General features: G+C 63.0%; 25 protein-coding genes. 16 read left to right on the top strand and 9 right to left on the bottom strand.

Annotated features, from left to right (window positions below; all coding sequences use genetic code 11):
- The first annotated feature begins 32 nt into the window (after window positions 1–32).
- The gene (locus tag AB4037_RS05395) at window positions 33–1,439 is read left to right on the top strand and encodes an L-serine ammonia-lyase (protein ID WP_434960867.1); all 1,407 of its coding nucleotides are present in this window, start codon (window positions 33–35) and stop codon (window positions 1,437–1,439) included.
- Between the two features lie 79 nt (window positions 1,440–1,518).
- On the opposite strand, the gene AB4037_RS05400 is transcribed toward AB4037_RS05395, so the two are convergent.
- Window positions 1,519–1,794, bottom strand: a complete 276-nt coding sequence (locus AB4037_RS05400) for a hypothetical protein (RefSeq protein WP_441770833.1) — start codon at window positions 1,792–1,794, stop codon at window positions 1,519–1,521.
- Window positions 1,795–2,255: 461 nt separating this feature from the next.
- Window positions 2,256–2,636, bottom strand: a complete 381-nt coding sequence (locus AB4037_RS05405) for a tautomerase family protein (RefSeq protein WP_441770802.1) — start codon at window positions 2,634–2,636, stop codon at window positions 2,256–2,258.
- A gap of 93 nt (window positions 2,637–2,729) precedes the next feature.
- Here AB4037_RS05405 and AB4037_RS05410 point away from each other — a divergent pair, with 93 nt between their 5' ends.
- The 3 genes from AB4037_RS05410 to AB4037_RS05420 all read left to right on the top strand — a co-directional run bounded on the left by AB4037_RS05410 (window position 2,730) and on the right by AB4037_RS05420 (window position 5,700).
- Window positions 2,730–3,587 (top strand): LysR family transcriptional regulator, encoded by an 858-nt coding sequence (locus AB4037_RS05410; RefSeq protein ID WP_434960869.1) that lies wholly within the window; start codon window positions 2,730–2,732, stop codon window positions 3,585–3,587.
- A 216-nt stretch (window positions 3,588–3,803) separates the two neighbouring features.
- A complete protein-coding gene (locus AB4037_RS05415; RefSeq protein WP_434960870.1) occupies window positions 3,804–4,511 on the top strand; it encodes a GntR family transcriptional regulator in 708 nt (235 codons plus the stop codon).
- 226 nt (window positions 4,512–4,737) lie between these two features.
- The gene (locus AB4037_RS05420) at window positions 4,738–5,700 is read left to right on the top strand and encodes a dihydrodipicolinate synthase family protein (protein ID WP_441770803.1); all 963 of its coding nucleotides are present in this window, start codon (window positions 4,738–4,740) and stop codon (window positions 5,698–5,700) included.
- Between the two features lie 257 nt (window positions 5,701–5,957).
- On the opposite strand, the gene AB4037_RS05425 is transcribed toward AB4037_RS05420, so the two are convergent.
- Window positions 5,958–6,995 (bottom strand): Ldh family oxidoreductase, encoded by a 1,038-nt coding sequence (locus AB4037_RS05425; protein ID WP_441770804.1) that lies wholly within the window; start codon window positions 6,993–6,995, stop codon window positions 5,958–5,960.
- Between the two features lie 134 nt (window positions 6,996–7,129).
- Here AB4037_RS05425 and AB4037_RS05430 point away from each other — a divergent pair, with 134 nt between their 5' ends.
- Window positions 7,130–8,647 (top strand): aldehyde dehydrogenase (NADP(+)), encoded by a 1,518-nt coding sequence (locus AB4037_RS05430; protein WP_441770805.1) that lies wholly within the window; start codon window positions 7,130–7,132, stop codon window positions 8,645–8,647.
- Between the two features lie 162 nt (window positions 8,648–8,809).
- On the opposite strand, the gene AB4037_RS05435 is transcribed toward AB4037_RS05430, so the two are convergent.
- Complete coding sequence (locus tag AB4037_RS05435) at window positions 8,810–9,703, bottom strand: LysR substrate-binding domain-containing protein (protein ID WP_434960874.1); 894 nt, start codon at window positions 9,701–9,703, stop codon at window positions 8,810–8,812.
- Window positions 9,704–9,805: 102 nt separating this feature from the next.
- Here AB4037_RS05435 and AB4037_RS05440 point away from each other — a divergent pair, with 102 nt between their 5' ends.
- The 11 genes from AB4037_RS05440 to AB4037_RS05490 all read left to right on the top strand — a co-directional run bounded on the left by AB4037_RS05440 (window position 9,806) and on the right by AB4037_RS05490 (window position 21,698).
- Entirely contained in the window at window positions 9,806–10,813 is a 1,008-nt protein-coding gene (locus tag AB4037_RS05440; protein WP_441770806.1) for an ornithine cyclodeaminase family protein, read from the top strand.
- A 565-nt stretch (window positions 10,814–11,378) separates the two neighbouring features.
- Complete coding sequence (locus AB4037_RS05445) at window positions 11,379–12,185, top strand: ABC transporter substrate-binding protein (RefSeq protein ID WP_434960876.1); 807 nt, start codon at window positions 11,379–11,381, stop codon at window positions 12,183–12,185.
- 69 nt (window positions 12,186–12,254) lie between these two features.
- The gene (locus AB4037_RS05450; protein WP_441770807.1) at window positions 12,255–12,920 is read left to right on the top strand and encodes an amino acid ABC transporter permease; all 666 of its coding nucleotides are present in this window, start codon (window positions 12,255–12,257) and stop codon (window positions 12,918–12,920) included.
- Window positions 12,921–12,931: 11 nt separating this feature from the next.
- Window positions 12,932–13,585 (top strand): amino acid ABC transporter permease, encoded by a 654-nt coding sequence (locus tag AB4037_RS05455; protein ID WP_434960878.1) that lies wholly within the window; start codon window positions 12,932–12,934, stop codon window positions 13,583–13,585.
- Entirely contained in the window at window positions 13,578–14,300 is a 723-nt protein-coding gene (locus tag AB4037_RS05460) for an amino acid ABC transporter ATP-binding protein (protein ID WP_434960879.1), read from the top strand. The genes AB4037_RS05455 and AB4037_RS05460 overlap by 8 nt, the downstream gene beginning before the upstream one ends.
- Complete coding sequence (locus AB4037_RS05465) at window positions 14,297–15,541, top strand: NAD(P)/FAD-dependent oxidoreductase (RefSeq protein WP_441770808.1); 1,245 nt, start codon at window positions 14,297–14,299, stop codon at window positions 15,539–15,541. The genes AB4037_RS05460 and AB4037_RS05465 overlap by 4 nt, the downstream gene beginning before the upstream one ends.
- Window positions 15,542–15,556: 15 nt before the next feature.
- Window positions 15,557–16,558 (top strand): 4-hydroxyproline epimerase, encoded by a 1,002-nt coding sequence (locus AB4037_RS05470; protein ID WP_434960881.1) that lies wholly within the window; start codon window positions 15,557–15,559, stop codon window positions 16,556–16,558.
- 17 nt (window positions 16,559–16,575) lie between these two features.
- Window positions 16,576–18,267: a cis-3-hydroxy-L-proline dehydratase gene (gene lhpI, locus AB4037_RS05475; RefSeq protein WP_434960882.1), complete on the top strand. Its 1,692-nt coding sequence runs from the start codon at window positions 16,576–16,578 to the stop codon at window positions 18,265–18,267.
- A 9-nt stretch (window positions 18,268–18,276) separates the two neighbouring features.
- Complete coding sequence (locus AB4037_RS05480) at window positions 18,277–19,305, top strand: trans-3-hydroxy-L-proline dehydratase (RefSeq protein ID WP_434960883.1); 1,029 nt, start codon at window positions 18,277–18,279, stop codon at window positions 19,303–19,305.
- 230 nt (window positions 19,306–19,535) lie between these two features.
- Window positions 19,536–20,777, top strand: a complete 1,242-nt coding sequence (chrA, locus tag AB4037_RS05485) for a chromate efflux transporter (RefSeq protein ID WP_441770809.1) — start codon at window positions 19,536–19,538, stop codon at window positions 20,775–20,777.
- A gap of 207 nt (window positions 20,778–20,984) precedes the next feature.
- A complete protein-coding gene (locus AB4037_RS05490) occupies window positions 20,985–21,698 on the top strand; it encodes a GntR family transcriptional regulator (protein ID WP_441770810.1) in 714 nt (237 codons plus the stop codon).
- A gap of 89 nt (window positions 21,699–21,787) precedes the next feature.
- Here the strand turns inward: AB4037_RS05490 and AB4037_RS05495 are convergent, their stop codons facing one another.
- The 5 genes from AB4037_RS05495 to AB4037_RS05515 form a co-directional block, all read right to left on the bottom strand.
- On the bottom strand, window positions 21,788–22,504 hold the full coding sequence (locus AB4037_RS05495) for an ABC transporter ATP-binding protein (RefSeq protein WP_441770811.1): 717 nt from the start codon (window positions 22,502–22,504) through the stop codon (window positions 21,788–21,790).
- Window positions 22,501–23,265, bottom strand: a complete 765-nt coding sequence (locus AB4037_RS05500; RefSeq protein ID WP_441770812.1) for an ABC transporter ATP-binding protein — start codon at window positions 23,263–23,265, stop codon at window positions 22,501–22,503. Before AB4037_RS05500 ends, AB4037_RS05495 begins: the two co-directional genes overlap by 4 nt.
- Complete coding sequence (locus tag AB4037_RS05505) at window positions 23,262–24,266, bottom strand: branched-chain amino acid ABC transporter permease (protein ID WP_441770832.1); 1,005 nt, start codon at window positions 24,264–24,266, stop codon at window positions 23,262–23,264. Before AB4037_RS05505 ends, AB4037_RS05500 begins: the two co-directional genes overlap by 4 nt.
- Before the next feature lie 6 nt (window positions 24,267–24,272).
- Complete coding sequence (locus tag AB4037_RS05510) at window positions 24,273–25,136, bottom strand: branched-chain amino acid ABC transporter permease (RefSeq protein WP_441770813.1); 864 nt, start codon at window positions 25,134–25,136, stop codon at window positions 24,273–24,275.
- A gap of 157 nt (window positions 25,137–25,293) precedes the next feature.
- Window positions 25,294–26,484, bottom strand: a complete 1,191-nt coding sequence (locus tag AB4037_RS05515; protein ID WP_441770814.1) for an ABC transporter substrate-binding protein — start codon at window positions 26,482–26,484, stop codon at window positions 25,294–25,296.
- Window positions 26,485–26,512: the final 28 nt, after the last annotated feature.

The raw sequence follows: 26,512 nt of genomic DNA on the forward strand, positions 1-26,512 counted from the left end.
TTGATTAGAGAGCGTTGATTAGAGAGCTTGGCATGTTTCTGTCGATTTTCGACATCTTCAAGATCGGTATCGGGCCTTCCTCGTCCCACACCATGGGGCCGATGGTGGCGGCGGCCCGTTTTCTGGAGGAACTGCGTGCCCTGGTCAGGCACGAGCCTGCGATGACGGGCCTCAGGCTCAAGGCCAGCCTGCACGGCTCGCTGGCCTTCACCGGTCACGGCCATGCCACCGACCGTGCCGTCATCCTCGGGCTGATGGGCTTTCTGCCTGCCACCATCGATCCGGACCTGGCACAGGAGAAGGAAGCAGAACTCCGCCATGCCGGCGTGATCAGGCTGCCAGGCCTGCCGCCGCTGAGCTTTACCCCCGACACCGACCTCATCTTCGACTATGGCCCACCTCTGCCCGGCCACGCCAATGGCCTGATCCTCGCGGCCACGGATGCAGAGGGCGCGGTGCTTCTCAGCCGGATCTTCTATTCGATCGGCGGCGGCTTCGTCCTGTCGGCCGAAGAACTCGAAGCCCAGCGCAGCAAGGATGCGTCTTCGTCCGATGAGCCGGGTGCGCTCGGCTTTCCCCATCCCTTCGGTACGGCTGCCGAAATGCTGGCGATGGGCGCCGCCGCCAATCTCAGCATCGCCGAGATGAAGCGGGCGAATGAAGGCGTCGTCCACGGCGGCGCTCTCGACGACAAGCTCGATGCGATCTGGGTTGCGATGGACGGCTGCATCGACCGGGGTTTACGACACGACGGCATTCTGCCGGGCGGCCTGTCGGTGCGGCGTCGTGCACGCACCATTCATCAGCAGCTTCTAGCCGAACAGGGCCGCAATCTCGAACAGCCCCATGTCGTCAATGACTGGATCTCGATCTATGCCATGGCGGTCAACGAGGAGAACGCCGCCGGTGGACGCGTCGTCACCTCGCCCACCAACGGGGCCGCCGGCGTAGTGCCGGCCGTGATCCGCTACTATCGCGATCACTGCCGTGGCTCGAGCCATGAAGGCATCCGCGACTTTCTGCTGGTTGCCGCCGCCATCGGCGGCATCATCAAATACAACGCCTCGATCTCGGGAGCCGAGGTCGGGTGCCAGGGCGAGGTCGGATCTGCTTCGGCCATGGCGGCGGCAGGGCTTTGCGCAGCGCTCGGCGGCTCCAACGAGCAGGTGGAGAACGCGGCCGAAATCGCTCTGGAGCATCATCTTGGCATGACCTGCGATCCGGCCAAGGGCCTGGTGCAGGTGCCCTGCATCGAGCGAAATGGGCTCGGTGCGATCAAGGCGGTGAGCGCCGCCAGCCTGGCCTTGCGCGGCGACGGCAAGCATTTCATGCCGCTCGACAATTGCATCGAGACGATGCGCCAGACCGGCATCGACATGAATCTCAAATACAAGGAGACCTCGACCGGCGGGCTTGCCGTCAACCTGCCGGAATGCTGAGAGCCGACGAGACGAGTTACGATCGGAACGAAGGCGTTGCTCTCCACGCGCAACTTTGTCGCCGTCGCGGGGGCCTGGCTCATTCCTTCCTGGCGGCGAAGGCGTCGAGCGTGTGTTCGGCACTGGCGAGGGTGGGAGTGGCGACCTCACCGAAGTCGAGATAGAGAATGCGCCCTTCCCGCGCCGATCTGAGGAACTTGTCCCAGCCCGGCATGATCTTGTCGAGGCGAGCGCGGATCGCTGCCTGCGAGCGGTCCTTTTCGGCATAGCCGGCCAGTTCGATCAACTCGCCAAGAGTCATATAGTGGGGGCAATGAATGTCCTGCGGCAGATAGGCAATATCGCGGGCGAGCACTTTCCGCCTGATGGCGCCGACGGGGCCTTCCCGCCAGTGTGATCTCGCCGGCGCTCAGGGGCAAGAAGCCCATGATCGCCTCCAGCAGCGTCGATTTTCCGCAGCCATACCCATGCCGAGCTTCTGACCCATCCCGAGGTAATCGGCTCGGCGCATTGGTGCGTCATCGGAACGACAGAGGACGCAGCCGGGCAGATCGGGCAATAGGCCGGTGCCGGCGCCATCGACGGCTTCATCATCCTGCCGGGCGGGTCGGCCGAAGCATTGCAGCTGGCACTCGAGGACCTGGTGCCCCGGCTGGTTGAAAAGCCCGCCTGTGCCGCGACGAATACCGCGGATCTACCTTTGCCGATCACATCGAGGACGATGGCGATGCCTGAAACTCGGTGTCCCGATCTCGCTCCGTCATTTGATGGAGCTGAGAAGACCGGCACACCAAGACCATGCCTCCGCCTGCCCCCTCAGGCATATTGCGCGAGGCCATGGCCGAGGGACCAATTGGCTTTCGCAACCTCAACCAGACTGACGAAGACGTCATCGGCCCGGATGCCGGGCTCTTGGCCGAGCAGTTCGGCGATCCGCCGGAACAGCGCCTTTTTCTGTTCCTTGCTGCGGGTGTCGTTGGCGGTGATCTGGATCAACACGAGATCGTCGCTGCGGGCGACGCCGAGATAGGAAGCGCCATAGCGGAAATTCCCGGCCTCATGTTCCGTGATGGTCATGAACTGATCGTCCTCGGGCACGTCGAAGGTCTCGCGCATCGCGCGATAGAGGCCGTCGAAGATGGCTTGCCGGTAGGCCTCCGGCTTTCCGGCCCGCAACGAGATGTGTGTAAGCGGCATATCCGTTCTTCTCCATGATTTCCGTTCGAGATTAGCGGCCGCCCCAACATTTTGATATTCTATGAAAGTGGATATCAATGATAACGATTGGAAATGATGGAACGCCCCCTCGACCTCGATGCCATCAGGGCCTTCGTCCATATTGCCGAGCTCGACAGCTTCACCCGGGCGGCCGAAGCCATGCAGACGACGCAGGCCGCCGTCAGCTTGAAGCTGAAGCGCCTCGAAGACAGGCTCGGCTGCCGGCTCGTTGAGCGGACACCTCGCTATGTGCAGCTCTCGGCCCAGGGCGCTACCTTCCTCGATCATGCCCGCGAGCTTCTCGAAGTGCATGACCGCGCGCTCGGCGTGTTTGCTGGGGCTCGTCAGCGCCTGACCATCGGCATCAGCGATCATGTCGCCGGGCCGGAACTGCCGGCGCTGATCGCGCGCATGAATGCGCAGGACCCGCAGCTTTTGATCGAGATCCGGATCGGCTCGTCCGGTGATCTGCTGCAAAGCTTCGACCGGCGGGAACTCGACACGGTGATCGTGCGCCTGCATGCCGGGCGGAGCGATGGCGAGATCATCACCGAGGAAAAGCTCGGCTGGTTCGCGGCGCCGGGCTGGCAGCACCGGGCGGACGAGCCTCTGCCGCTTGCGACATTGGCTGAACCCTGCGGCGTGCGGGTGATGGCCGGCCGGCTGCTCGACGCGGCCGGCATACGCTGGACGGAGATCTTCGTCGGCGGCGGTGTTGCGGCGGTAGCCGCCGCCGTCATGGCCGGACTCGGCGTCGCGGCGTTGGCGCCGCGCATGCTGCCCTTCGGTGCGGTCGAGGTGGGGGCCAGGCTCGGCCTTCCCGATTTGCCGCGCCTGCCCGTGCTGCTGCATAGCCGGCTTGGCAATGGCCGGCCACGCGAAGCACTTGCCGCTCTGTCCGCCGCCTTTCGGGCCGCGGTGCGCGGCTAGTGCCCCAGGAAAAGCACGGAAGCATGAGTCGCTCTCCAAGAGTTAATTTTTTGAATTATATATTCATTCTAATTTACTGAAAAACTTAAGTATCTATGCCTTTCATAGGGTAGAGCGTAATGCCGGCTCCCCGGCACCGGCAAACGGTATTGCCGCGAAACGGTTGATCGCTTGTCCGCTCGACAGTATCCCTCTTGTCGACAAGAGGATTCTGAAATGAAGAAAAAGTCAGAGGGCGGCCCGTCCACGGAGCGCAAGCGCGGTTCCGGCGTCAAGATGGTCTACGACCTCCTGCGCGACGAAATCCTCGATCTGGTGCTGCCACCCGGAAGCCCGATCGATGAGGTCCAATTGGCGGAGCGCTTCAAAATGTCCCGCACGCCAATCCGCGAGGCCCTGGTGCGACTCGCCGGCGAGGGATTGATCGACACCCTCCCCAATCGTTCGACCATGGTCTCGAGCATCGATTTCCTCAACATGTCGCCCTTTTTCGATGCGTTGGTGCTGATGTATCGGGTGACGACACGGCTGGCAGCCGAGCATCATCGCCAGCAGGATCTGGACGCGATCCACGCCCGCCAGGCAGAATTTGCCGCGGCGGTCGAGGCCCAGGATGCCCTGGCGATGATCGCCACCAATGCCGCGTTCCATTCGGCCATCGCCGAAGCCGGCCGCAATCCCTATTTTGCCGGCCTGTTCCAGCGGTTGCTCGACGAGGGCCGGCGCTTCCTGCGCCTTTATTACCAATCCTTTGACGACCGGTTGCCGCAGCGCTTCGTCGACGAGCACGAAGACATGATCAATGCCGTCGTGGCGCGTGACGTCGACCTCGCCGAACGGCTGGCCAAGATCCACGCCGAGCAGATCGTCGAGCAAATTCGCAAGCTCCTGGTCCGCGACCGCCGTCTCGACATCGCGCTTTGAGGCGTTTTTCTCCAATTTTCCCGGCTCGCCGCGAAACGAAAAGAACAAGCGAAAACAATTCATTACGATAAGTATCGTTCATATAAGAGGGGCTTAGTATCTTTGTATGTCGATTTCTTGTCGACAAATAATATACAAACGCGTATGAAGACGTCGAAGGCGAGGAACCGGCGCCCTTGCGGTGCTACGATCAAGCCTATCCGACAGGCCAACAGAGGAACCCGAGATGAAGGCCAAGATTTTCTCCGGTGTCATCCCCGCGCTGATGACCCCGTGCAAGGCAGACCGCAGCCCGGATTTCGATGCTCTCGTGCGCAAGGGCAAGGAGCTCATCGCCGACGGCATGTCTGCCGTGGTCTATTGCGGCTCGATGGGTGACTGGCCGCTCCTTACCGACGCCCAGCGCATGGAAGGCGTCGAGCGTCTGGTCAAGGCCGGCATCCCGCTGATCGTCGGCACCGGCGCGGTCAATACCGCTTCGGCCGTGGCGCATGCTGCTCACGCCCAGAAAGTCGGCGCTCAGGGCCTGATGGTGATCCCGCGCGTGTTGTCGCGCGGCTCGGTGGTCGCGGCTCAGAAGGATCATTTCAAGGCCATCCTTACGGCTGCACCCGATCTGCCGGCCGTGATCTACAACAGCCCCTATTATGGTTTCGCCACCCGTGCCGACCTGTTCTTCGCCCTCAGGGCCGAGCATTCCAACCTCGTCGGCTTCAAGGAGTTCGGCGGCCCGGCCGACATGCGCTATGCGGCCGAGAACATCACCAGCCGCGACGATGGCGTCTCGCTGATGATCGGCGTCGATACCGCCGTGTTCCATGGCTTTGTCAATTGCGGCGCCACCGGCGCGATCACCGGCATCGGCAATGTGCTGCCCAAGGAAGTGATCCATCTGTGCAAGCTGTCGCAGGCCGCCGCCGCCGGTGATGTCGACGCCCGCCAGCGCGCCCAGGAACTGGAGCAGGCCCTGGCCGTGCTCTCCTCCTTCGACGAAGGACCGGACCTCGTGCTCTTCTTCAAGCACATGATGGTGGTGAAGGGCGACAAGGAATACGCCCTCAACTTCAACGAAACCGATGTGCTGTCCGACAGCCAGCGCGGCTACGCCGAGACTCAGCTCAAGTTGTTCGACACGTGGTATGCACAGTGGAGCCGCCTCCCCGGCGCCGTACAGAAATGCGCCGCCTGACGGCATTGTCGAAAGCACCGAACTGAAAAAGGCCCTCCCATCCGGAGGGCCTTTTTGCTGCTGGCCGGCTCTACAATCGCAACGAGGCCGACAAGAACTCGATTTTGTCATGCCAGAGCTTGTCCCGGGCATCCAGATACCGCAACCCATCGAGATAGTGGCTAGATCACCGGGACAAGCCCGGTGATGACAAGAAGCGAAGGTTCCTGCGATCGGTCCGGTTCTGAAGAGCAGTCACCCAGCCAATATGAGGCCCCTCAGTCCACGGCGTCGAGGCCGAGGGCCAGCAGGCGGTCGAGCTGCTCGACCTCGGCTGCACTGAGGAGGATGCCTTCCGCCTGTGACTTGGAGCGCGCCACGAACCGGCGCTGGGACGGCAGCCTGGCGCCCTGCCCGACGATGGTTTCGAACAGAATCTCGGCGCGAGCGAAGGGATCTCCCGGGCGGCCGGCGGCGAATTTCTCGGGCGAGAAGGCAAGGATCAACTCGCCATGCGCCGGCGCCAGACTCGTGGTGCCCAGGGCTTCCAATGCTTCGGGGCTGGTGAGATCCCCGATCATGATGCCGGCCAGGAGTTCGATCATGGTGCCGATCGCCGAGCCCTTGTGGCCGCCGAAGGGCAGCATCGCACCGGCAAGAGCCGCCACCGGATCCGTCGTCGGCTTGCCCTCGGCATCGATGGCCCAGCCCTCGGGCAATGGCTTGCCGGCCCGCCGATGCAGTTCGATCTCGCCGCGCGCCGCGACGGAGGTGGCGAAGTCGAAGACATAGGGCGGCTTGCCCTGGCGCGGCCAGCCGAAGCCGAAGGGGTTGGTGCCGAGCAAGGGCTTGTTGCCGCCGGTGGGCGCCACGGCCGAGTAGCTGGGGCACATCACGAGACCGGCGAGACCCTGCTCCGTCAAGGCCTCCACCTCGGGCCAGAGCGCCGAGAAATGGGTGCAGTCGTTGATCACCAGCGCGGCAAGGCCATAGGAACGCGCCCGCTCGACCAGCAAGGGAAGGCCGAGTTCGAAGGCCGGATTGGCGAAGCCGCCCTTCGCGTTGACCTTGACGATGGCCGAGGCGTCCTGAGCCGACAGTTCCGGCTCGGCGTCGGGGCGGACCTTGCCGGCCTTCACCGTGCGCAACGCGCCCTCGATACGATAGATGCCGTGCGATTTGCAGGCGTCACGCTCGCCGGCGACGATCACCCGCGCCACAGCTCCGGCCTGCGCGGTATTGAAGCCGGCCTTGCGGAAGATCGCCTCCACCTGCTCGCTCAGTTCCCTCGTCGTCAAAAGACGGCTGTCAGTCATGGCATGCCTTTCCTGGTCGTTCGCGTTGCCGCTCGATATCACGGGTTGATAGAAAAAATACACGGTGTATACATATAATCGACAAGCGCGATGAAATTTCGCGTTTCCCCCGCACGGCTCGGAAGGAATGGCATATGGGCTTCACTCCCACAGGCAAGCATCTTGTCGCAGGTGACTGGGTCGAAGGCGAAGGGTTCTTCGCATCGGCCCCCGCCCATGGGCCCACCCACCGGTTTTCGATCGGCACGAGCGCGCTGGTGAACCGAGCCTGCGAGGCGGCCGAGGACGCGTTCTGGCATTTCGGCTATGCCAAGCGATGGGAGCGCGCTGCCTTCCTGCGCCTGCTCGCCGAGGAGATCGAGGCGCGCGGCGAGGCGATCACCGAGATCGGCAGCCAGGAAACCGGCCTGCCTGCCGCACGCCTGCAGGGAGAGCGCGCTCGCACCACCGGCCAGCTCCGGCTCTTTGCCGATCATGTCGAGCTTGGCGGTTATCTCGACCGCCGCGTGGATGTGGCATTACCCGATCGCCAGCCCGCACCGCGGCCCGAGATCCGCATGATGCAGCGCCCCATCGGCCCCGTCGCGGTGTTCGGTGCCTCCAACTTCCCCCTCGCCTTTTCCACTGCCGGCGGCGATACCGCCGCCGCGCTCGCGGCCGGCTGCCCCGTGGTGGTCAAAGGCCATTCGGCCCATCCGGGAACGGGCGAGATCGTGGCTGAGGCCATCGACGCCGCCATCCGCAGGAGCGGCATGCATCCGGGCGTGTTCTCCCTGATCCAGGGCAACAGCCGCGAGATCGGCCAAGCCATCGTGCAGCACCCGTTGATCAAGGCCGTCGGCTTCACCGGCTCGCTCGCAGGTGGCCGCGCACTGTTCGATCTCTGCGCGGCCCGCCCGGAACCGATCCCCTTCTTCGGAGAGCTCGGATCCGTCAATCCAATGTTCCTGCTGCCCGAAGCCCTCAAGGCACGACCCGAGGCACTCGGCCAAGGCTGGGCAGCCTCCCTGACCATGGGGGCCGGCCAGTTCTGCACCAATCCCGGCATCGCTATCGTGATCGAGGGCCCCGACGCCGACCGCTTCACCACCGCTGCAACGGAAGCTCTCGGCAAGGTGGCGCCGCAGACCATGCTGTCGGACGGCATTGCCCGATCCTACCATGAAGGCAAGGCCCGCATGGCCGAACGCAACGCCGTCAGATCCGTGCTGGCGACGCCGATGTCCGGCCGCGAGGTCGCGCCCAGCCTGTTCGAAACGTCGAGCGATCGCTTCGTCGCCGACCACGCGCTCGGCGAAGAGGTATTCGGGCCGCTCGGCCTCGTGGTGCGGGCATCGTCGCCGGAAGACATGGAGCGGCTGGCCCGCTCCTTCGAGGGGCAGTTGACCGCGACTCTTCATATAGAGCCGGCGGATCTTGCGGCCGCACGCCGCCTGCTGCCAATCCTCGAGCGCAAGGCCGGGCGCGTGCTCGTCAACGGCTTCCCCACCGGGGTGGAAGTCGTCGATGCCATGGTGCATGGCGGCCCCTATCCGGCCTCGACCAATTTCGGCGCGACCAGCGTCGGCACGCTGTCGATCCGCCGCTTCCTGCGCCCTGTTGCCTATCAGAACCTGCCGCAGGGCCTGCTGCCTGAGGATCTGGACGGCTGAGGGCAACGGCTGCAGCCCTCGATAGTAGCGGATCGCCACTATCCGCGAGGGGCACACTATTTCAAGCCTGATGATCTGAATTTAGGTGGGCCGCAGTCATAATTCGGTCCCGACAATGAGTATTTCATCAGTCGATTCGCGCGGGGCCAGCGTCCACCATAATCATCCTCGAATGCCGGCTTTTGCTAATATGAATCTCATGAAGGCCCTTGCCTTCTTGGGCAATTGGACATCTCTCGGATAATTCAAATAATAGTCATATCCTGTATGTATGGCGCCGCCCTGCAATCTAATGAGTTGTCCTGTCGCAACGTCTTCATCGAGCAACGCCGAGAAAAACAGCCCAACGCCATGTCCATCGACGATGGCGCGCCGAAGTGCGTGAGAATCGGAGATTCGCTGCCCTCTGAAATTGTCAGGCATTTTCACATGGGCATTTTCGAACCACAGCCGCCAATGTTGCAAATCGAATTCGTAAAAGAGGGGTTGGCCCAGAAGCTTGTGGGGATCGACCGGCACACCGATTTTTTCAATCAACGCCGGGCTGGCGACTGCCTCTAGGGATCCGTCAACCACCTTTATCTTCTCAACACCTAGCCACTCACCCGAACCCCAGTTGATGCCTATATCGATACCCTCCCTGCGGTGGTCGGAGGGGTGATAAGAATGATGTAGCCGTAAATCAATTTCGGGGTGGACGGCCAAGAATTCCATGAGATGTGGAGTCAGCCATTGCGCGGAAAGATAGGGTGCCACGCTTATGGTGAGGATCTCCCTATCGCCGGTGTCGGTGATCTTATCAACGGTGCCGGCGATCGTTTCGAAGGCACGGTAGATGCCGTCGAACAACAAGTCGCCTGCATCCGTCAGTGCATTCTTCGTTGACCGTCGCGATACCAGTTCTACCGCAAGTTCCCGCTCGAGATTCTTGATCTGACGACTTACCGCCGCTTGAGTGACACCCAATTCCTCTGCGGCTTTTGTAAAGCTCAACGTCCGAGCGACGACCTCGAAAGACCGAAGGGCGGTCAAGGATGGCAGCTTGCGTCCGCCCATAAGCCATTACCTCAAGTTATGATGTAGTAAATTTAATCGTTTGATTTCAAACAAGATACCAACATTCTTAGCACCAATGTAATTTGGAGGGTAACAAAGTCCATGGGTAGTGAAGCGCAAAGGCACGCCGTAAAAAGTGCAGCCGAAATCCGCAAAGGAGACATGCCGATCTTGGCGCTGAGCGAAGAGGATGTTATGCGGCACCTTGACCCCCGCGAACTCCTTAGCCGCCTGTCGAGCGGATTTCAGGCTCTTGCACGAGGTGCCGTACAGTCTCCGCACCGGCCCGAGATCACGATTCCTGGAAAAGGATTTAGCTTGGCAATGCCCGCCTATATGGAGGGGATGAATATCGCGGTTAAGGTCGTAAATGTGTTCGAGGGAAACCTCGCAATCAACCTTCCGAACCATTTGGCTACGATCACCTTGTTTGATGCGCAGACCGGGGCGCCTGTCTGCATCATGGACGGCACGTATATTACCGCGGTCCGAACTGCGGCATCGGCCGTTCTGTCAGTGGGCGCGCTTGCCCGCAAGAATGCTCGGGTCGCAACGATCATTGGGGCCGGAGTCCAAGGTCGCGAGCATTTGCTGCTACTGCCCTTGGTTGGTGATTTCACCGAGATCCGCATCGCCTCCCTTGAGTATGAAGATGCTGAAAAGCTCGCGCGCCTGAATCCAAAAGCCATTGCCGTCAGGGATGTCGAAGCCGCGGTCCGAACGTCGGATATAGTCTGCTTGGCAAGCCATTCCTACACACCGGTGATTGAGGCAGGGTGGGTACGTGCGGGGACGCATGTCACATCCGTTGGGTATGCGCCTCCGCACGGAGAATTGCCGGTCGAATTGTTGGAAAAGGCGAGCCTTTTTGTCGAAAGCCTTGAGGCTTTCGAGGGACCTCCCGTTGGTTGCGGCGAGCTTTGCGGGATCGATCCCGGCGTCGCGACAACGTTAGGTGACATGCTTTCGCGCTTGAAAAGCGGCAGGCAATTAGAAACGGACATTACCGTCTACAAAGCGATGGGCATCGCAATGGAAGACATGATAGCGGCCGATATCGCGTACAGACACGCAAAATCTAAGAAAATTGGTCAAGTTATTGTTCTATAGCGCAGATCTTTGTAGAACTTATCCATGTTTGCGGTATCGAAATTTCTTCGATCAGATACTATCCGTATTTCTTACCAAAAGACGACCCCAAATTATTGAGTCCGTCTTAAACAATCCGAACTCAGTGCCGTCAAACGTGAGCCCAAGCAAAGTCACTGCGCCCGAAATCTGAGTCGGAAATCCCGATAAGCTCTGGTCCAAACGCGGATAATCCCGATCCGCCGCACTGATCATGCCCAAATGAGGGCATCTCTCATCTTCGGCATAGCCGAAGGCGTTGGGAGGAGATCAAGGGCCATTGCTGGCGCGCCTCGGATCCCGCTCCCGAGCGGAGCTTCTGAGAATAACGTCACCTGCGGCGGCGCCGGGAGTAACAGATTGCGTCTTCAGACCATTGTCGAGAAGCGGTGTGGCGACGAGTGATGGGCACTCACGAGAATAACTTATGCCCACACATAAAATTCTTTTTGTATTCATGTTGTATTTTTTGTTGATTTCGCGCTCGAAAACGCAATAGTGGCCCCGCCGTGAAAAACACGGGCCAACGCAGGGAGAGAGCGTTAGAATGAGGAAATCGGTTGCCGCCTTCGGCCTCATGGCCGCCATCGCCATGGTCAGCCCCGCCAAGGCTGACAAGCTGGATGACATCATCGCTTCGGGAACGCTGCGCTGCGCTGTCGTGCTCGACTTCCCGCCCATGGGCGCGCGCGATGCCAACAACAATCCGATCGGCTTCGACGTCGATTACTGCAACGATCTCGCCAAGGCCCTCGGCGTGAAGGCCGAGATCGTCGAGACACCCTTCCCCGAGCGCATTCCGGCCCTGATGTCCGGCCGCGTCGATGTCGGCGTCGCCTCGACCTCCGACACGCTGGAGCGTGCCAAGACCGTCGGCATGACCATCCCCTACTTCGCCTTCGAAATGGCGGTGACCGCCAATGAAAAGTCTGGCGTCAAGTCCTTCGAGGACATGAAGGGCAAGGTCGTCGGCGCGACCGCCGGCACCTATGAAGCCATCGCGCTGGAAAAGCAGGTCAAGGCCTGGGGCAGCGGCGAATTCCGTCCCTACCAGACCCAGGCCGACGTCTTCCTCGCCTTGAGCCAGGGCCAGCTCGACGCCACCGTCTCGACCTCGACGGTCGCACAGGCCAATGTGAAGACCGGCAAGTTCCCCGGCATCGCCGTGGTCGGCAAGGCGCCCTTCGACATCGACTATGTGGCGCTGTTCACCAATCGCGACGAATACGGCCTGATCAACTATCTCAACCTGTTCATCAACCAGCAGGTTCGCACCGGCCGCTACGCCGAGCTCTACAAGAAGTGGGTCGACGACCACGTTCCCAATCTCACCGTCAACGGTTCCTATCGCTGACCTGACCGTTTCACCGGCGGCGCGCTGGCAAGCTTCGCGCCGCCGATCCTACTCGAGAGGTGAAACGGCATGTTCAAATATGCCTTCCATTGGAACCAGGCGCTGAAGGCGCTGCCGCAGTTGCTCGAAGGCGCCCTGGTCACCCTGCAGATCGCGCTCCTGTCGATGGCGATCGGCTTGGCCATCGCCATCGTCCTCACCTTGTTCCGCCTGTCCGGCAATCGCCTGCTCAGCGGTTTCGCCTCGGCCTGGGTCGAGGTGGCGCGCAATACGCCGGCGCTGTTCCAGATCTACATGGCCCATTTCGGCCTCGGCAATTTCGGCATCCATCTGACGCCGTTCACTGCGCTGCTTGTCGGTATCGCCTTCAACAATGCGGGTTATCTGGCCGAGAATTTCCGCGGCGCCCTCAAGGCCATTCCCGACACCCAGGCCCGTGCCGGCCGCTCGCTCGGCATGACCTCTCTGCAGGCCTTCCGGATGATCGTGGTGCCACAGATGCTGCGCATCGCCTTCCTGCCTGCCACCAACCAGATGGTGTGGGCCATCCTGATGACCTCGCTCGGCGTCACCGTGGGCATGAATACCGATCTCGCCGGCGTCACGCAGGAGCTGAATGCGCGCTCCTTCCGCACCTTCGAATTCTTCGCGCTGGCCGCGGTGATCTACTACCTGATCGCCAAGGCCGTCACTTTGGCTGCCCGGGCGGTTGCCTGGCGCATGTTCCGGTATTGAGAGGGCTGATCATGTTCAACACCGCCCTTACCTGGAGCGATTTCGCCTTCCTCGCTCAAGGCGCAGGGATGACGCTGGCTGTGACGGCGGTCTCCGTCGCGGCCGGTACCGTTCTCGGCATCCTCTTCGGCGTGATCCGCGTCCAGCTCGGCCCCTATTGGTCGGTGCCGCTGACCTTCCTGCTCGACATCTTCCGCTCGGTCCCGCTGCTGATCCAGCTCGTGCTGGCCAATGCCTTCCAGTCCATCGCGCGACTGGGTTGGCCGCCCTTCACCACCTCCTGCGTGGTGTTGAGCTTGTATACGGCCGCCTACTGCACCGAGATCGTGCGCGGCGGCATCGGCTCGGTACCGACAACCACCCGCCGGGCCGCCCGCTCGCTCGGCATGAGCTGGTGGCAGGACATGCGCTATATCGTGGCCCCGCTGGCGATACGCGTCTCGCTGCCCTCCTGGATCGGTCTCACGCTCGGTGTGATGAAGGATTCCGCTTTGGTGCTCTGGCTCGGCCTGATCGAGCTCCTGCGCGCCTCGCAGATCCTGGTCACCCGCCTGCAGGAGCCCTTGTTCATCCTGATGATCTGCGGCGCCATCTATTTCCTCATCAGCTTCCCCATCGCCCGGCTGGGCGGCTATCTCGAAAGACGGTGGTCCCCCCATGATTGAGATCCAGAACGTCCGTAAATCCTTTTCCGCTCTCGAAGTGCTGAAGGGCATCAACCTCACCGTCGACAAGGGCGAAGTGGTCAGCATCATCGGCGGATCCGGCTCGGGCAAATCGACGCTGTTGACCTGCATCAACGGACTGGAGCCGATCAATTCGGGCAGGATCACCATCGACGGCACCGAGGTCCACGCCAAGAGCACCGACCTCAACAAGTTGCGCCGGAAGGTCGGCATCGTCTTCCAGCAATGGAACGCCTTTCCGCATCTGACCGTCCTGGAAAACGTGATGCTTGCCCCGCGCAAGGTGCTCGGCATGGCCAAGGCCAAGGCGGAGGAGATCGCAGTCAGGCAGCTCTCCCATGTCGGGCTTGGCGAGAAACTCTCCGTCTATCCCAGCCGCATGTCGGGCGGCCAGCAGCAGCGCATGGCGATCGCCCGGGCCCTTGCGATGTCGCCCGAATATATGCTGTTTGACGAGGTAACATCAGCGCTCGACCCGATGCTCGTCGGCGAAGTGCTCGATACGCTCAAGATGCTGGCAGAAGAGGGCATGACGATGATCTGCGTCACCCACGAAATGGCGTTCGCCCGTGATGTCTCCAAGCGGGTGGCCTTCTTCCACCAGGGTGTGATGGCGGAGATCGGCACGCCGGACCAGCTCTTCGGTGCGCCGCAGAACCCCGAAACCCAGAAATTCCTGGCGAGCGTGCGGTGAGTTCCGATCTCGATGTCATCGTCATCGGTGCCGGCGTGGTGGGCCTGTCCTGCGCCATCGCCGCCAAGGCGCGTGGGCTCTCGGTCGCGGTACTGGACCGGGAAGGCCCGGCAGCCGGCGCTTCGGCGGGCAATGCGGGGGCCTTCGCCTTTACTGACATCCTGCCGCTCGCCTCGCCCGGCATCCTGAAGAAGGCGCCGAAATGGCTGCTGGATCCGCTGGGCCCCCTGAGCGTGCCGCCGGCCTATGCGCTGCAGATCGCGCCCTGGATGTTCCGCTTCTGGCGGGCCTGCTCGGCGTCACGCGTCGCGCATTCGACCGCTGCCCAGACCGCCTTGATGGATCTGTCCAAAGCCGAGCTCGAGCCCTTCCTCACCCAGACCGGCACACTGCCGATGCTGCGCAAGGAAGGCAATCTGCAGGTCTATGAGAGCAAGGCGGAACTCGAAGCCTCGCTGCCGGGCTGGGCCGTTCGGCAGACGCACGGTATCGAATTCCGTCATCTCGATGCCGCCGGCATGGCCGAAATCCAGCCCGGGCTGGCCCGACGTTTCACCCATGGCACCTTCACGCCCGGTTGGTACTCCATCGCCGATCCCAAGCTCTATACCCTGGCGCTGGCCGACCATCTGCGCGCCAGTGATGGGCTGATCGAGCGGGTGGCGGTCAAGGCGCTGCGCCCCCTCGAAAACGGCGTCGAGATCCTTGGTGCCGACGGCAGCGTGCGGCGAGCCGCCAAGGTGGTGCTCGCGGCCGGCGCCTTCTCGCACCGGATCGTCCGGACCATTGGCGAGATCATTCCGCTGGAAACCGAGCGCGGCTACAACACCACTTTGCCGCCCGATGCCCTCGATTTACGCACCCAGATCACCTTCGGCGGCCACGGCTTCGTGGTCACGCGCCTGTCGACCGGCATTCGCGTTGGCGGCGCCGTAGAACTCGGTGGCCTGGAGCTCAAGCCGAATTTCCGTCGTTCCGAGGCCATGCTGAAGAAGGCGCAGGCCTTCCTGCCCGCTTTGAAGCCGGAAGGTGGCGTGCAGTGGATGGGGTTCCGCCCTTCCCTGCCCGACAGCCTGCCCGCCATCGGCCGTGCCCGCGTCACGCCGCGCGTGATCCACGCCTTCGGTCATGGCCATCTCGGCCTGACCCAGTCGGCCGGTACGGCGCGCATCGTCGCCGATCTTCTGACCGGCCATAAGCCCGCCATCGATATCGCTTCTTTCTCGCCTCAGCGTTTCTGACGAAAAGGTCCTGCCATGGCCAACCATACGTTCTCATGCATCGACGGCCACACTTGCGGCAATCCCGTCCGCCTGGTGTCGGGCGGCGGCCCGCGCCTGGAAGGCGCGACCATGCTGGAAAAGCGCGCCCACTTCCTGCGTGAATTCGACTGGATCCGCACCGGCCTGATGTATGAGCCCCGCGGCCACGACATGATGTCGGGCTCGATCCTCTATCCGCCGACGCGGCCGGACTGTGACGTTGCCGTGCTGTTCATCGAGACCTCCGGCTGCCTGCCGATGTGTGGCCATGGCACCATCGGCACCATCACCATGGGGATCGAGCACGGCCTGATCACCCCGCGCGAACCCGGCAAGCTCTCGATCGACGCCCCCGCCGGCAAGGTCGACATCACCTACCGCCAGGAGGGCCGCTTCGTGGAGGAGGTTCGCCTCACCAACGTGCCCGGCTTCCTCCACGCGGAAGGCCTGACGGCCGAGGTCGAGGGGCTGGGCGAGATCGTGGTCGACGTCGCCTATGGCGGCAATTTCTATGCCATCGTCGAGCCGCAGAAGAACTTCCGCGACATGGCCGACCATACCGCCGGCGAATTGGTGGGCTGGAGCCCGAAACTGCGCGCCGCGCTCAACGCCAAATATGAGTTCGTCCACCCTGAACATCCTGAGATCCAGGGCCTCAGCCATATCCAGTGGACGGGCAAGCCCACGCAGGCAGGCGCGCATGCCCGCAATGCCGTGTTCTACGGTGAGAAGGCCATCGATCGCTCGCCATGCGGCACCGGCACCTCGGCCCGTATGGCCCAGCTCGCCGCCAAGGGCAAGCTGAAGGTCGGCGACGAATTCGTGCATGAATCGATCATCGGCTCGCTGTTCAAGGGGCGGGTCGAGGCGGCAACCGAAGTTGCCGGCCGCGCGGCGATCATCCCCTCCATCGCAGGCTGGGCGCGCATGACCGGCATCAACACCATCTTCATCGACGATCGCGACCCCTTCGCCCATGGTTTTGTGGTCAAGTGAACTGGTTTCGTGGTGAAATGAACACCGCCTTATCCGCGCGCAGCATCCTTGCCGGCTCCGCCCACGGGCCTGTCATCGCCAGCGAGGAAGCGCTCAGCTTCTGGGGCGGTGTCGATCCCGCCACCGGGCAGGTGATTGACGTGCACCATCCCCTGCACGGAACCTGCCTCACGGGTGGCATCCTGATGATGCCGTCCAGCCGGGGCTCGTGCACGGGTTCAGGCGTGCTGCTCGACCTCGTCCTCAACGGGCGGGCGCCTGCCGCGCTAGTGTTCTCGGAACCCGAGGACGTGCTGACCCTGGGTGCGCTGATTGCCGCCGAACTCTTCGGCAGGCCCCTGCCCGTGTTGCGCCTGGCGCCGGAGGCTTTCGCGGCCTTGGCACGGGCAAAGTCCGCACGCATCGACGATACAGGCATCGAGGCCGAGGGTCTCACTTTGTCTCTCGCGCCCCCGGCTCTTGCCACGCTCGACCTCACCGATACCGACCGTTCCATGCTCGATGGACGCGACGGACCGGCGATACAGCAGGCCATGCGCATCATCTGCGCCATGGCCGCCCAGCAGGGCGCCCAGGGGCTTGTGGACGTCACCCAGGCTCATATCGACGGCTGCATCTATGCCAGCCCCGCCAACCTGACCTTTGCCGAGAAGATGGCTGAGATGGGCGCGCGGGTCCGCGTGCCCACCACGATGAACGCGATTTCGGTCGATCATGCCCACTGGCGGGAACAGGGCGTGCCGCCCTCCTTCGGCGCCCCCGCCGCGAGCCTCGCCGATGCCTATGTCCGCATGGGCTGCCGACCGACCTTCACCTGTTCGCCCTATCTGCTCGACAGCGCCCCCAATGCCGGCGAAACCATCGCCTGGGCCGAGTCCAATGCGGTGATCTTCGCCAACACCGTGCTCGGCGCGCGAACGGCCAAGCATCCCGACTTCCTCGACCTCTGCATCGCGGTGACGGGACGGGCTCCCCTGTCGGGTGTCTATCTCGATCGGCACCGCAAAGCCCGCCGCGTCCTCGACGTCGAACTGCCCGGAGATGTGGACGATGCCTTCTGGCCGCTGATCGGCTATCTCGCCGGCCGCGCCGCGCCCGAACGCATCCCGCTCCTGCGCGGCATTGCCACGGCCCGTCCTTCGCGGGACGACCTCAAGGCGCTCTGCGCCGCCTTCGGCACCACCTCGGCCGCGCCGATGCTGCATGTCGAAGGGGTCACGCCAGAGGCTGGCGGTGCCGTGGCCGATGACGCCGACCATGCCGTCATCACCCGCGCCGACATGGCTGCAGCCTGGCAGCGCCTCAACGAAGGGCCGGAACAGGTAGAACTCGTCGCAATCGGCAGCCCGCATGCGTCGCTCGACGAATGCCGCAACCTTGCCGAGGCGCTGGCAGGCCGCAGGTGTCTTGCGGATGTCGCCGTCATCGTCACCGCCGGACAGCAGGTCATCCGCGAAGCACAAAGCGATGGCACGCTTGCACGCCTGCAGGAGAGCGGCGTGCAGGTATTGCCGGACCTGTGCTGGTGTTCGATTTCCGAACCGGTCTTCCCGACGCGGACCCGCGCCGTGATGACGAATTCGGGCAAATACGCCCATTACGGTCCTGGCCTGTCCGGCCGCACCGTGCGCCTGGGCAACCTTGCCGATTGCGTGGCCGCAGCCTTGACCGGCCATGCCCCGCGCCGTTTGCCGACCTGGCTTTCCTGAGGAATTCCCATGCGCAGCACCAAGACCATCCATGTGATCTCGGCCCATGCCGAGGGTGAGGTCGGCGACGTCATCGTCGGCGGCGTCACCCCGCCGCCCGGCGACACCATCTGGGAACAGAGCCGCTGGATCGCCCGCGACCAGACCCTGCGCAACTTCGTCCTGAACGAGCCGCGTGGGGGCGTGTTCCGCCATGTCAACCTGCTGGTGCCGCCCAAGCACCCCGAAGCGGATGCGGCCTTCATCATCATGGAGCCGGAAGACACCCCGCCGATGTCCGGCTCGAACTCGATCTGCGTCTCCACCGTGCTGCTCGACAGCGGCATCCTGCCGATGCACGAGCCGGTGACGGAGATCACCCTGGAAGCGCCCGGCGGGCTCGTTCGCGTTCGCGCAGAGTGTCGGAACGGCAAGGCCGAACGCATTTTCGTACGCAACCTTCCGAGCTTCGCTGACAAGCTTGATGCAAAGCTTGAAGTCGAGGGGCTGGGCACGCTTACCGTTGACACCGCCTATGGCGGCGACAGTTTCGTCATCGTCGACGCCGCCGCCCTGGGCTTTTCGCTCAAGCCCGATGAGGCGCATGACATCGCCACGCTCGGCGTGCGCATCACCAATGCCGCCAATGCGGCGCTCGGCTTCCACCATCCTGAAAATCCCGATTGGCAGCATTTTTCCTTCTGCCTGTTCGCCGGTGCCGTCGAGCGTACGGCCGAGGGCCTGCGCGCCGGGGCGGCGGTGGCGATCCAGCCCGGCAAGGTCGACCGTTCGCCGACGGGCACGGCGCTGTCGGCCCGCATGGCCGTGCTGCACGCACGCGGGCAGATGACCATGGAAGACAGCCTGACCGCGGTTTCGGTAATCGGCTCGACCTTCACGGGCCGCATCGTCGGCACCACCGAGGTCGGCGGCCGTCCGGCAGTGCTGCCCGAGATTTCCGGGAGGGCCTGGATTACCGGCACCCACCAGCACATGCTCGACCCTTCGGATCCCTGGCCCGAAGGCTACAAGCTGAGCGACACCTGGGGCGCACGCTGAAGCGCTTGCCCGCTTCAGCATTGGACATCGTCATTGACCCGAGACTTCCCACCTGTATCGTCGGCTATCGATATCGATTTTCGGCGATACAGGTGTTTTCGAAATGATGGCGGCCCGCGCAGCAAGACGTCTCGACCGGCCGGTTTTGCTCCGCCCCGTCTCCACCATGCAGCTCCGCGCGAGGCCTGCGACATCCACTCGATCCGCCGCTATCCGTTTGGAGGTCGGTCATGGATGGGCGTAGGCAAGCCCGTTCCCATGTCGAGCCAGCCAATGGTTCGCCGCTCGAGGTCTTTGGCATCTTCCTCAAGCTCGGACTGACCTCCTTCGGCGGACCGATTGCCCATCTCGGCTATTTCCGCGACGAATTGGTGGTGCGGCGCCAGTGGATCGGCGAGGCCGCCTATGCCGACCTCGTAGCGCTCTGCCAGTTCCTGCCGGGCCCTGCTTCCAGCCAAGTCGGTTTCTGCCTCGGAGTCTTGCGTGGCGGGGGATTGCTGGGCGGCCTTGCAGCTTGGCTGGCCTTCACCCTGCCTTCGGCCATTATCCTTATGGCATTCGCTCTCGGCGCATCGGCCCTTGCCGGCCCCCTGGCTGCAGGTGTGCTACACGGCCTGAAGCTGGTGGCGGTCGCGGTCGTCGCTCAGGCGATCTGGGGCATGGCCAAGACCCTCACGCCGGACAGGGAACGCGCCGCCATCGCCCTGGCGGCTGTTGCCCTGACCGTCCTGACGGCAGGCTGGTTCAGCCAGATCGGCGCCATCGTGGTTGGCGCCATCGCCGGGCTCTGGCTCTGCCGCGGCGAACGGAGCACCGCCGTCGGCCGTCTCGGCTTTGCCGTATCGCGGCGCAAAGGTGCCATCGCCCTGGCCCTGTTCGCGGCATTCTTCGTCATTCCCGCCCTCCTCACGGCTGCGACCGGCCCGGACACGATCTTCTCCGGCGTGATCGCTCTGTTCAATGCCTTCTACCGCTCGGGGGCGCTGGTCTTCGGCGGTGGTCATGTCGTCCTGCCGCTGCTGCAGGCAGAGGTGGTTGCGCCAGGCTGGGTCAGCAACGAGGCCTTCCTCGCCGGTTACGGCGTGGCCCAGGCTGTGCCAGGCCCCCTCTTCACCTTTGCCGCCTATCTCGGTGCCATCATGACACCAATGCCCAACGGCATTGCCGGTGCGCTGATCGCGCTGGTCGCCGTCTTCGCGCCGGGCCTCCTCATGGTTTATGGCATGCTGCCCTTCTGGGACGCGTTGCGGCTGCGGCCGGCGGCCCAGGCAGCCATGCGCGGGGCCAATGCTGCCGTCGTCGGCATCCTCGCTGCGGCGCTCTACAGCCCCGTCTGGACCAGTGCCATCCTCTCGCCGCGAGACTTTGCGCTGGCGCTGGCCGGCTTCCTGCTGCTGACGGTGTGGAAAGCCCCACCCTGGATCGTCGTCGGCCTGCTCGCCGCCGGTGGGATTGCCCTTCGCCTGAATTGAGCGCCGAAGTCGGCCATACCTCATATACACGTCATAGGATCAATCGTTTTACAGTACATTTTGACAATTTGTCTGATCAAATCCGATCGATATTTTAAAAGATACAGTTGTCAATTGCTTCAGTGCAGTGTTTTATTGAGGCAAGAGCGGGTTAGTCCGCCACAACAATCCGGCGCAGAGGGGCAGGCAATGACATCGGCCCTCGATTTGTTCAAAGCCGTCAAGTTGGATACGGGCCTGTCCGAGACATCTCAGATTCATGAACTGTTGCGCAGTGCCATCATCGCGATGGCAATGGCACCGGGGGAGGCCATTCAGGAAGAAGAGATCTGCGCCCGTTTATCGATTTCCCGCCCGCCGCTCAGGGATGCAATCCAGCAATTGGCAGGCGAACGGTTCGTCATTATCGAGCCCGATGGCCAGGCGCTCGTTGCCGCGATCGACATCGACGAAGTGCTGACCGGCCAGATCGTCCGGGAAACGCTGGAAGTCCGGATAACGCGCCTCGCGGCCCGGCACTTCGTCCCGGCCCTGGCCAAGGATTTCGAGCATTCTCTGGCCCTGCAGGGCGAAGCCGCCGCGCGGCACGATACCGATGCATTCTTCGCTCTCGACAACGCCTTCCACAAGCTGATCTGCGAAGTCTCAGGCGTCGGCAACAGTTGGCGCACACTCCGTGCCGCAACGGGACAGCTCGACCGCGTCAGGCTGCTCGCCTTTGCCTTCGAAAACAGTTTCGACGTCGTGATCGCCGAACATGGCGCGATTTACCAAGGCTTGAGAACCGGAAGCGAGCAGGCCGCTGTCACGGCACTTCAATTCCAGCTCGACAGCATGTTCGAAAACCTCCGCCTATTGCGAAAGCAGCGTCCGGCTCTATTTGCCGATTACGGCGATATCAATTTCGACATGATCCGTTAGGGTGCAGCACGCGAGCCGTCCCGAGCGCCTGTTCCGGGAAACGTTGACTTGCCACCCGCCTCGCTATCCGCCCCGGCGCCGGGCCCTGCTCAATGCAGCCCGCCGACCCCGAGTAGCCGCTCGATTACCTCCGGCTGCTCGGAGAGCGCGGCCGAGGCGCCCGACCAGGCGATGCGCCCCCGTTCCAGAATGACGACATGATCGGCGAAGTCGATCGCGGTCTGGATGCGCTGCTCGACCAGCAGAATAGTCATCTGCCCTTCGGCGGCGAGGCGCGAGAACACGGCCATCAGTTCCTCGCAAATGACGGGGGCCAGCCCTTCCAGCGGCTCATCCAGCAGCAGCACCGTCGGCCTGCCCAGAATGCTGCGGGCCGTGGTGAGCATCTGCTGCTCGCCTCCCGAGAGCTGGGAACCGAGATTCCCGCGGCGCTCCTTGAGGCGCGGAAACATCTCATAGGCTTCCTCGATCGCCGGGCGGCCACGGTTCTTGAGGCCAACGAAAAGATTCTCCTCCACCGTCAGCGAGGCGAAGATGCAGCGGGCCTGCGGGACATAGCCCAGGCCGCCGCGGGCGCGCGAGGCGATGTCGAGCAGGCTGATATCCCTGCCGCCAAGGCGCAGCGTACCGCCGTAGCGCCGGGTCTGCCCGGCGATGGTGGCGAGCAGGGTCGTCTTGCCCATGCCATTGCGACCGAGTACGGCCAGACGCCCGCCGGCGGGAACGGCGAAGGAAATGTTCTCCAGCACCCGGGTCGGGCCATAACCGGCGCTGAGATCGCTGATTTCAAGCGGCGTTGCGGTCATGCTGACTGCTTCTCATGGGCATAGTTTCCAAGATAGGCTTGGCGGACACGCGCATCCTTCGTCACGTCCTCGGGAGAACCGTCGAAGATGATGGCGCCGGCCGCGAGCACGATGACGCGCCGGGCGAAGCGGAAGACCAGGTCCATGTCGTGCTCGATCATCAGCACGGCGAGATCGGGGGGCAGGCCGGCCAGCGCCTCCTCGATGCGGGGCGTATCGCTTTGCGGCACGCCCGCGGCCGGCTCGTCGAGCAGGAGAACCTTGGGCTTGAGCGCCAACGCCAGCGCGATCTCGAGCAGGCGCTGCTGGCCATAGGCGATCTCCGCGACCGGACGGGTGGCGATCGCTGCGAGGCCGAGCGTGGCCAGCAATGCAGCCACTTCAACCATCACGTCGGGTTTCGCACGATAATGGCCGAAAAGGCGGCCGGTACGGCCCGTGCGCTGCAGGACGGCGAGCGCCAGATGCTCTTGCGGCGTCATGTCGGGGAAGAGCCGGGTGACCTGGAAGGAGCGTACGAGGCCCTGGCGCACACGCTCCGTCGGTCCGAGCCCGGTGACGTCCCTGCCGGCGAGCACCACCTTGCCGGAATCGGGCTCGAGGTGGCCGGTGACCAGGTTGACGAAGGTGGTCTTGCCGGCACCGTTCGGACCGATCAGGGCGACACGGTCGCCGGCGTTCAGGCTGATCGACAGGCCTTGCGTGACGGCAAGGCCGCCGAAGGATTTTTTCAAATCAAGGGTCTGGAACACCGCACTCATCCGCCCCTCCCCTTGAAACGGGCAAGAAGCAGGACGGCCGAGCCATAGAGGCCACGCGGCGCGAACAGCACGACGGCGATCAGCAGGGCGCCGACAATGGTGAGCCAGTGAAACGGATTGGCGGCCGAAACAAAATCCTCGAAACCCATGAAGGCGATGGTACCGACGAGCGCCCCATAAAGCGAGCCGGTGCCGCCGAGCACGAGCATGACCAGGGCCTCGGCCGAGAGAGTGAAACTCAGGCTGTCCAAACCCACCACCTGGGTGGAAAGGGCGTTGAGCCCGCCGCCCAACCCGGCCACGGCACCGGAGATGACATACATCTTCAAAAGCGTGCCCTGCACCGAAGCACCCATGGCACGGATGCGCACGGGATCCTGCCGGATGCCCCGGCAGAGCATGCCGAAGGGCGAGCGCACCAGCAGTCTGAGCATGACGAAGACAACGATGAGAAGCGCCACACCCAGGCCATAGGCAGTGCGACCCCACAGATCGAACTCGAACAGACCGAAGACGGGGTCGGGTGAGATGCCCGAAAGGCCGTCGCTGCCGCCGGTATAGGCCGAAGCCTTGTTCGCGGCTTCGTGGAAGAGATGGACCACCGCGATCGACAGCACCAATTGCGCGAGCCCCTCCCCGCGCAGGATCACCACCCCCGAGACCAGGCCGGCGAGTGCGCCGCCCACGGCTGAGATGGCGAGCATCGCCAACGGATCGGTGACGTTCCAATGCGCGGCGGCAATCCCCGCGGCATAGGCACCGGCACCGTACAAGGCCGCATGGCCCAGCGTGGCGACGCCGCAAAAGCCGGTGACGAGGTCGAGCGAAAGCACGAGCAGCGCGACCGAGAGGATGCGGGTCAGCAGCGCCAGATTGTCGGGAAACAGGCAATAGCCGACGACGGCGGCGGCCAGGACGGCCGCAAGACCTGCCAGGTCGCGCCTCAGCCAGTTGGTTTTCGGCATTTCTTCCCGACCGGGCACGGATTTGCTCTCCACCATGTCCATTCAGGCTCTCCTGCCCATGAGGCCGCGTGGGAAGACGCAGACGATGGCGATCACGGCGAGATAGAAGAAGAATTCGCCATATTCGGGCAGGAGATAGCGGCTGGTAGTGTCGACGAGTCCAAGCACGAGGCAGGCCAGCAAGGCACCTGGGATCGAGCCTGCTCCGCCGACGCAGACCACGACCAGGAAGGTCACCATGTAGCGCAAGGCATAATAGGGTTCGATCGGCAGGAGCTCGGCACCGACGATACCGCCGAAGGCGGCGAGCCCGACGGCGATCGCAAAGCTCACGGCATAGACGATCGTGGTGCGCACGCCGAGCGAAGCAGCCATGGCGGCATTGTCCACCGAGGCGCGCAATTTGATACCGAACCCGGTTTTCTCGATCAGATACCAGAGAGCCAGGGCAACGGCCAAGCCACAGGCAATGGCGAATAATTTATGCGCGGCGATGGTGCGAAAGCCGAGATCGACAGGTCCGCGCAACAGCTCGGGCAAGGGGATGGTCTTCAGCGTGGGGCCGAAGACGTAATTGGCGATGCCGATGACGCAGAAGGTGATGCCGATGGTCATTAGCACCTGGGTCAATTCGGGCGCACCATAGAGCCGGCGGTAGAGCAAGCGTTCCAGCGGAAGGGCGATCACCACCGTGCCGGCCACGGCCACCAGGATGGCGAGGGCATATCCCAGGCCGAGGGATTGCACGGCATAGGAAGCGATGTAGCCGCCGATCATGGCGAAGGCGCCATGGGCAAGGTTCACCACCCGCATCAGCCCCATGGTCACGGAAAGCCCGATGGAGATGACGAACAGCACCATGCCATAGGCAAGGGCGTCGATACCCACGCTGAGAATGGTTTGCATGGTCTGATCCAGCACTAGAGGAATGGCAATTTTGTTAAACTACCACTTACTCTATGTCCTTTTTCTAATGCATTTTCTGAACTCAAGGCTTGACTGTTCCAGAAGATGCTCTCTCCCCGGCGCCGCCTTGCACTCTGTGGATCTCGGCGCGGCGCAGTCATTTCAAAGCGGCAAGGCCGGGGTCACCCTGTTTTTCGAAAGTGGCGATTTCCTTGTTGTAATAACTGCCGTCCTCGGCCTTGGTGACCACGCGCAGATAGATGTTCTGCGTGATGTGGCGGCTGTCGGGATCGATCGAAACGGGCCCGCGCGGGCTTTCCCAGGCCAGTCCCTTGACGGCGTCCACCGCCTTCTGGGCGTCCTGCTTGCCGCCGGTCGCCTCGATCATCTTGTAGATGACATGCATGCCATCATAGGCCCCGACCGCGGGAAACGACAATTCACTTGGGTTGCCGATGGCCTTGCGCGCCGCCTCGACGAATTTCTTGTTCTCGGCGGAGTCATGCGAGACGGCATAGTGGAAGGTGGTCGGCAAGCCCTCGGCGGCCTGGCCGAGCGCCGGCAAATCCGATTCCTGGGTCAGGTCTCCAGGCGCGAGCAATTTCACGCCTGATTTTGCCAGGCCATTGTCATTATAGGCTTTGACGAAGCCGAGCGTGGTGGGGCCGGACGGCAGGAAGGCAAACAGGGTATCGGCACCGGAATCCTTCACCCTCTGCATGATCGGGCTGAAATCGTTGGTCGACAACGGCATGCGGATCGTGCCGACGACTTCGCCGCCGACGCCGGTGAAGCTGGTCTTGAAGGCATTTTCCGCATCGACGCCAGGACCATAGTCGCTGACCACGGTGATCGCCTTCTTGGCGCCGCGCTCCTTGGCAACCTTGGCCATGGGCGCCGAGGTCTGCCAGGTGGTGAAGGAGGTGCGCACCACCAGGGGGCTCTTGGTCACGATGGCCGACGTCGCGGCATTCATCACCACGAGCGGCACATTGGCCTGCTTCAGCAGCGGGGTGACGGCCATGGCGTCCGGTGTGAAATAGAAGCCCGCGAGATATTGGACGCGTTCCTTGACCACCAGTTCCTGGGCAAGGGCCTTGGACTGCGCGGGATCGGCCTGGGGCACGTCGCGATAGACGATCTCGATGTCGTCGCTACCGACCTTGCTGCCATGCAGAGCCCGGTAGGTGTCGATACCAGCCTTGAAATTCTTGCCCTGGATGGCGAAGGGGCCTGAGAACGGACCGATCACGCCGACCTTGATGGTTTCGGCCAGGGCGCTGCCGGACAGCATGACGACCGCCAAGGTCGCGAGAACCGATTTGGCGGCGAGAACGGTTTTTTTCATTCTTTCCTCCTAGAGCAAAGCGCGTCCA

Origin of the sequence: Labrys sp. KB_33_2 (assembly GCF_052114505.1) — a bacterium.
Classification (GTDB): Bacteria; Pseudomonadota; Alphaproteobacteria; order Rhizobiales; family Labraceae; genus Labrys.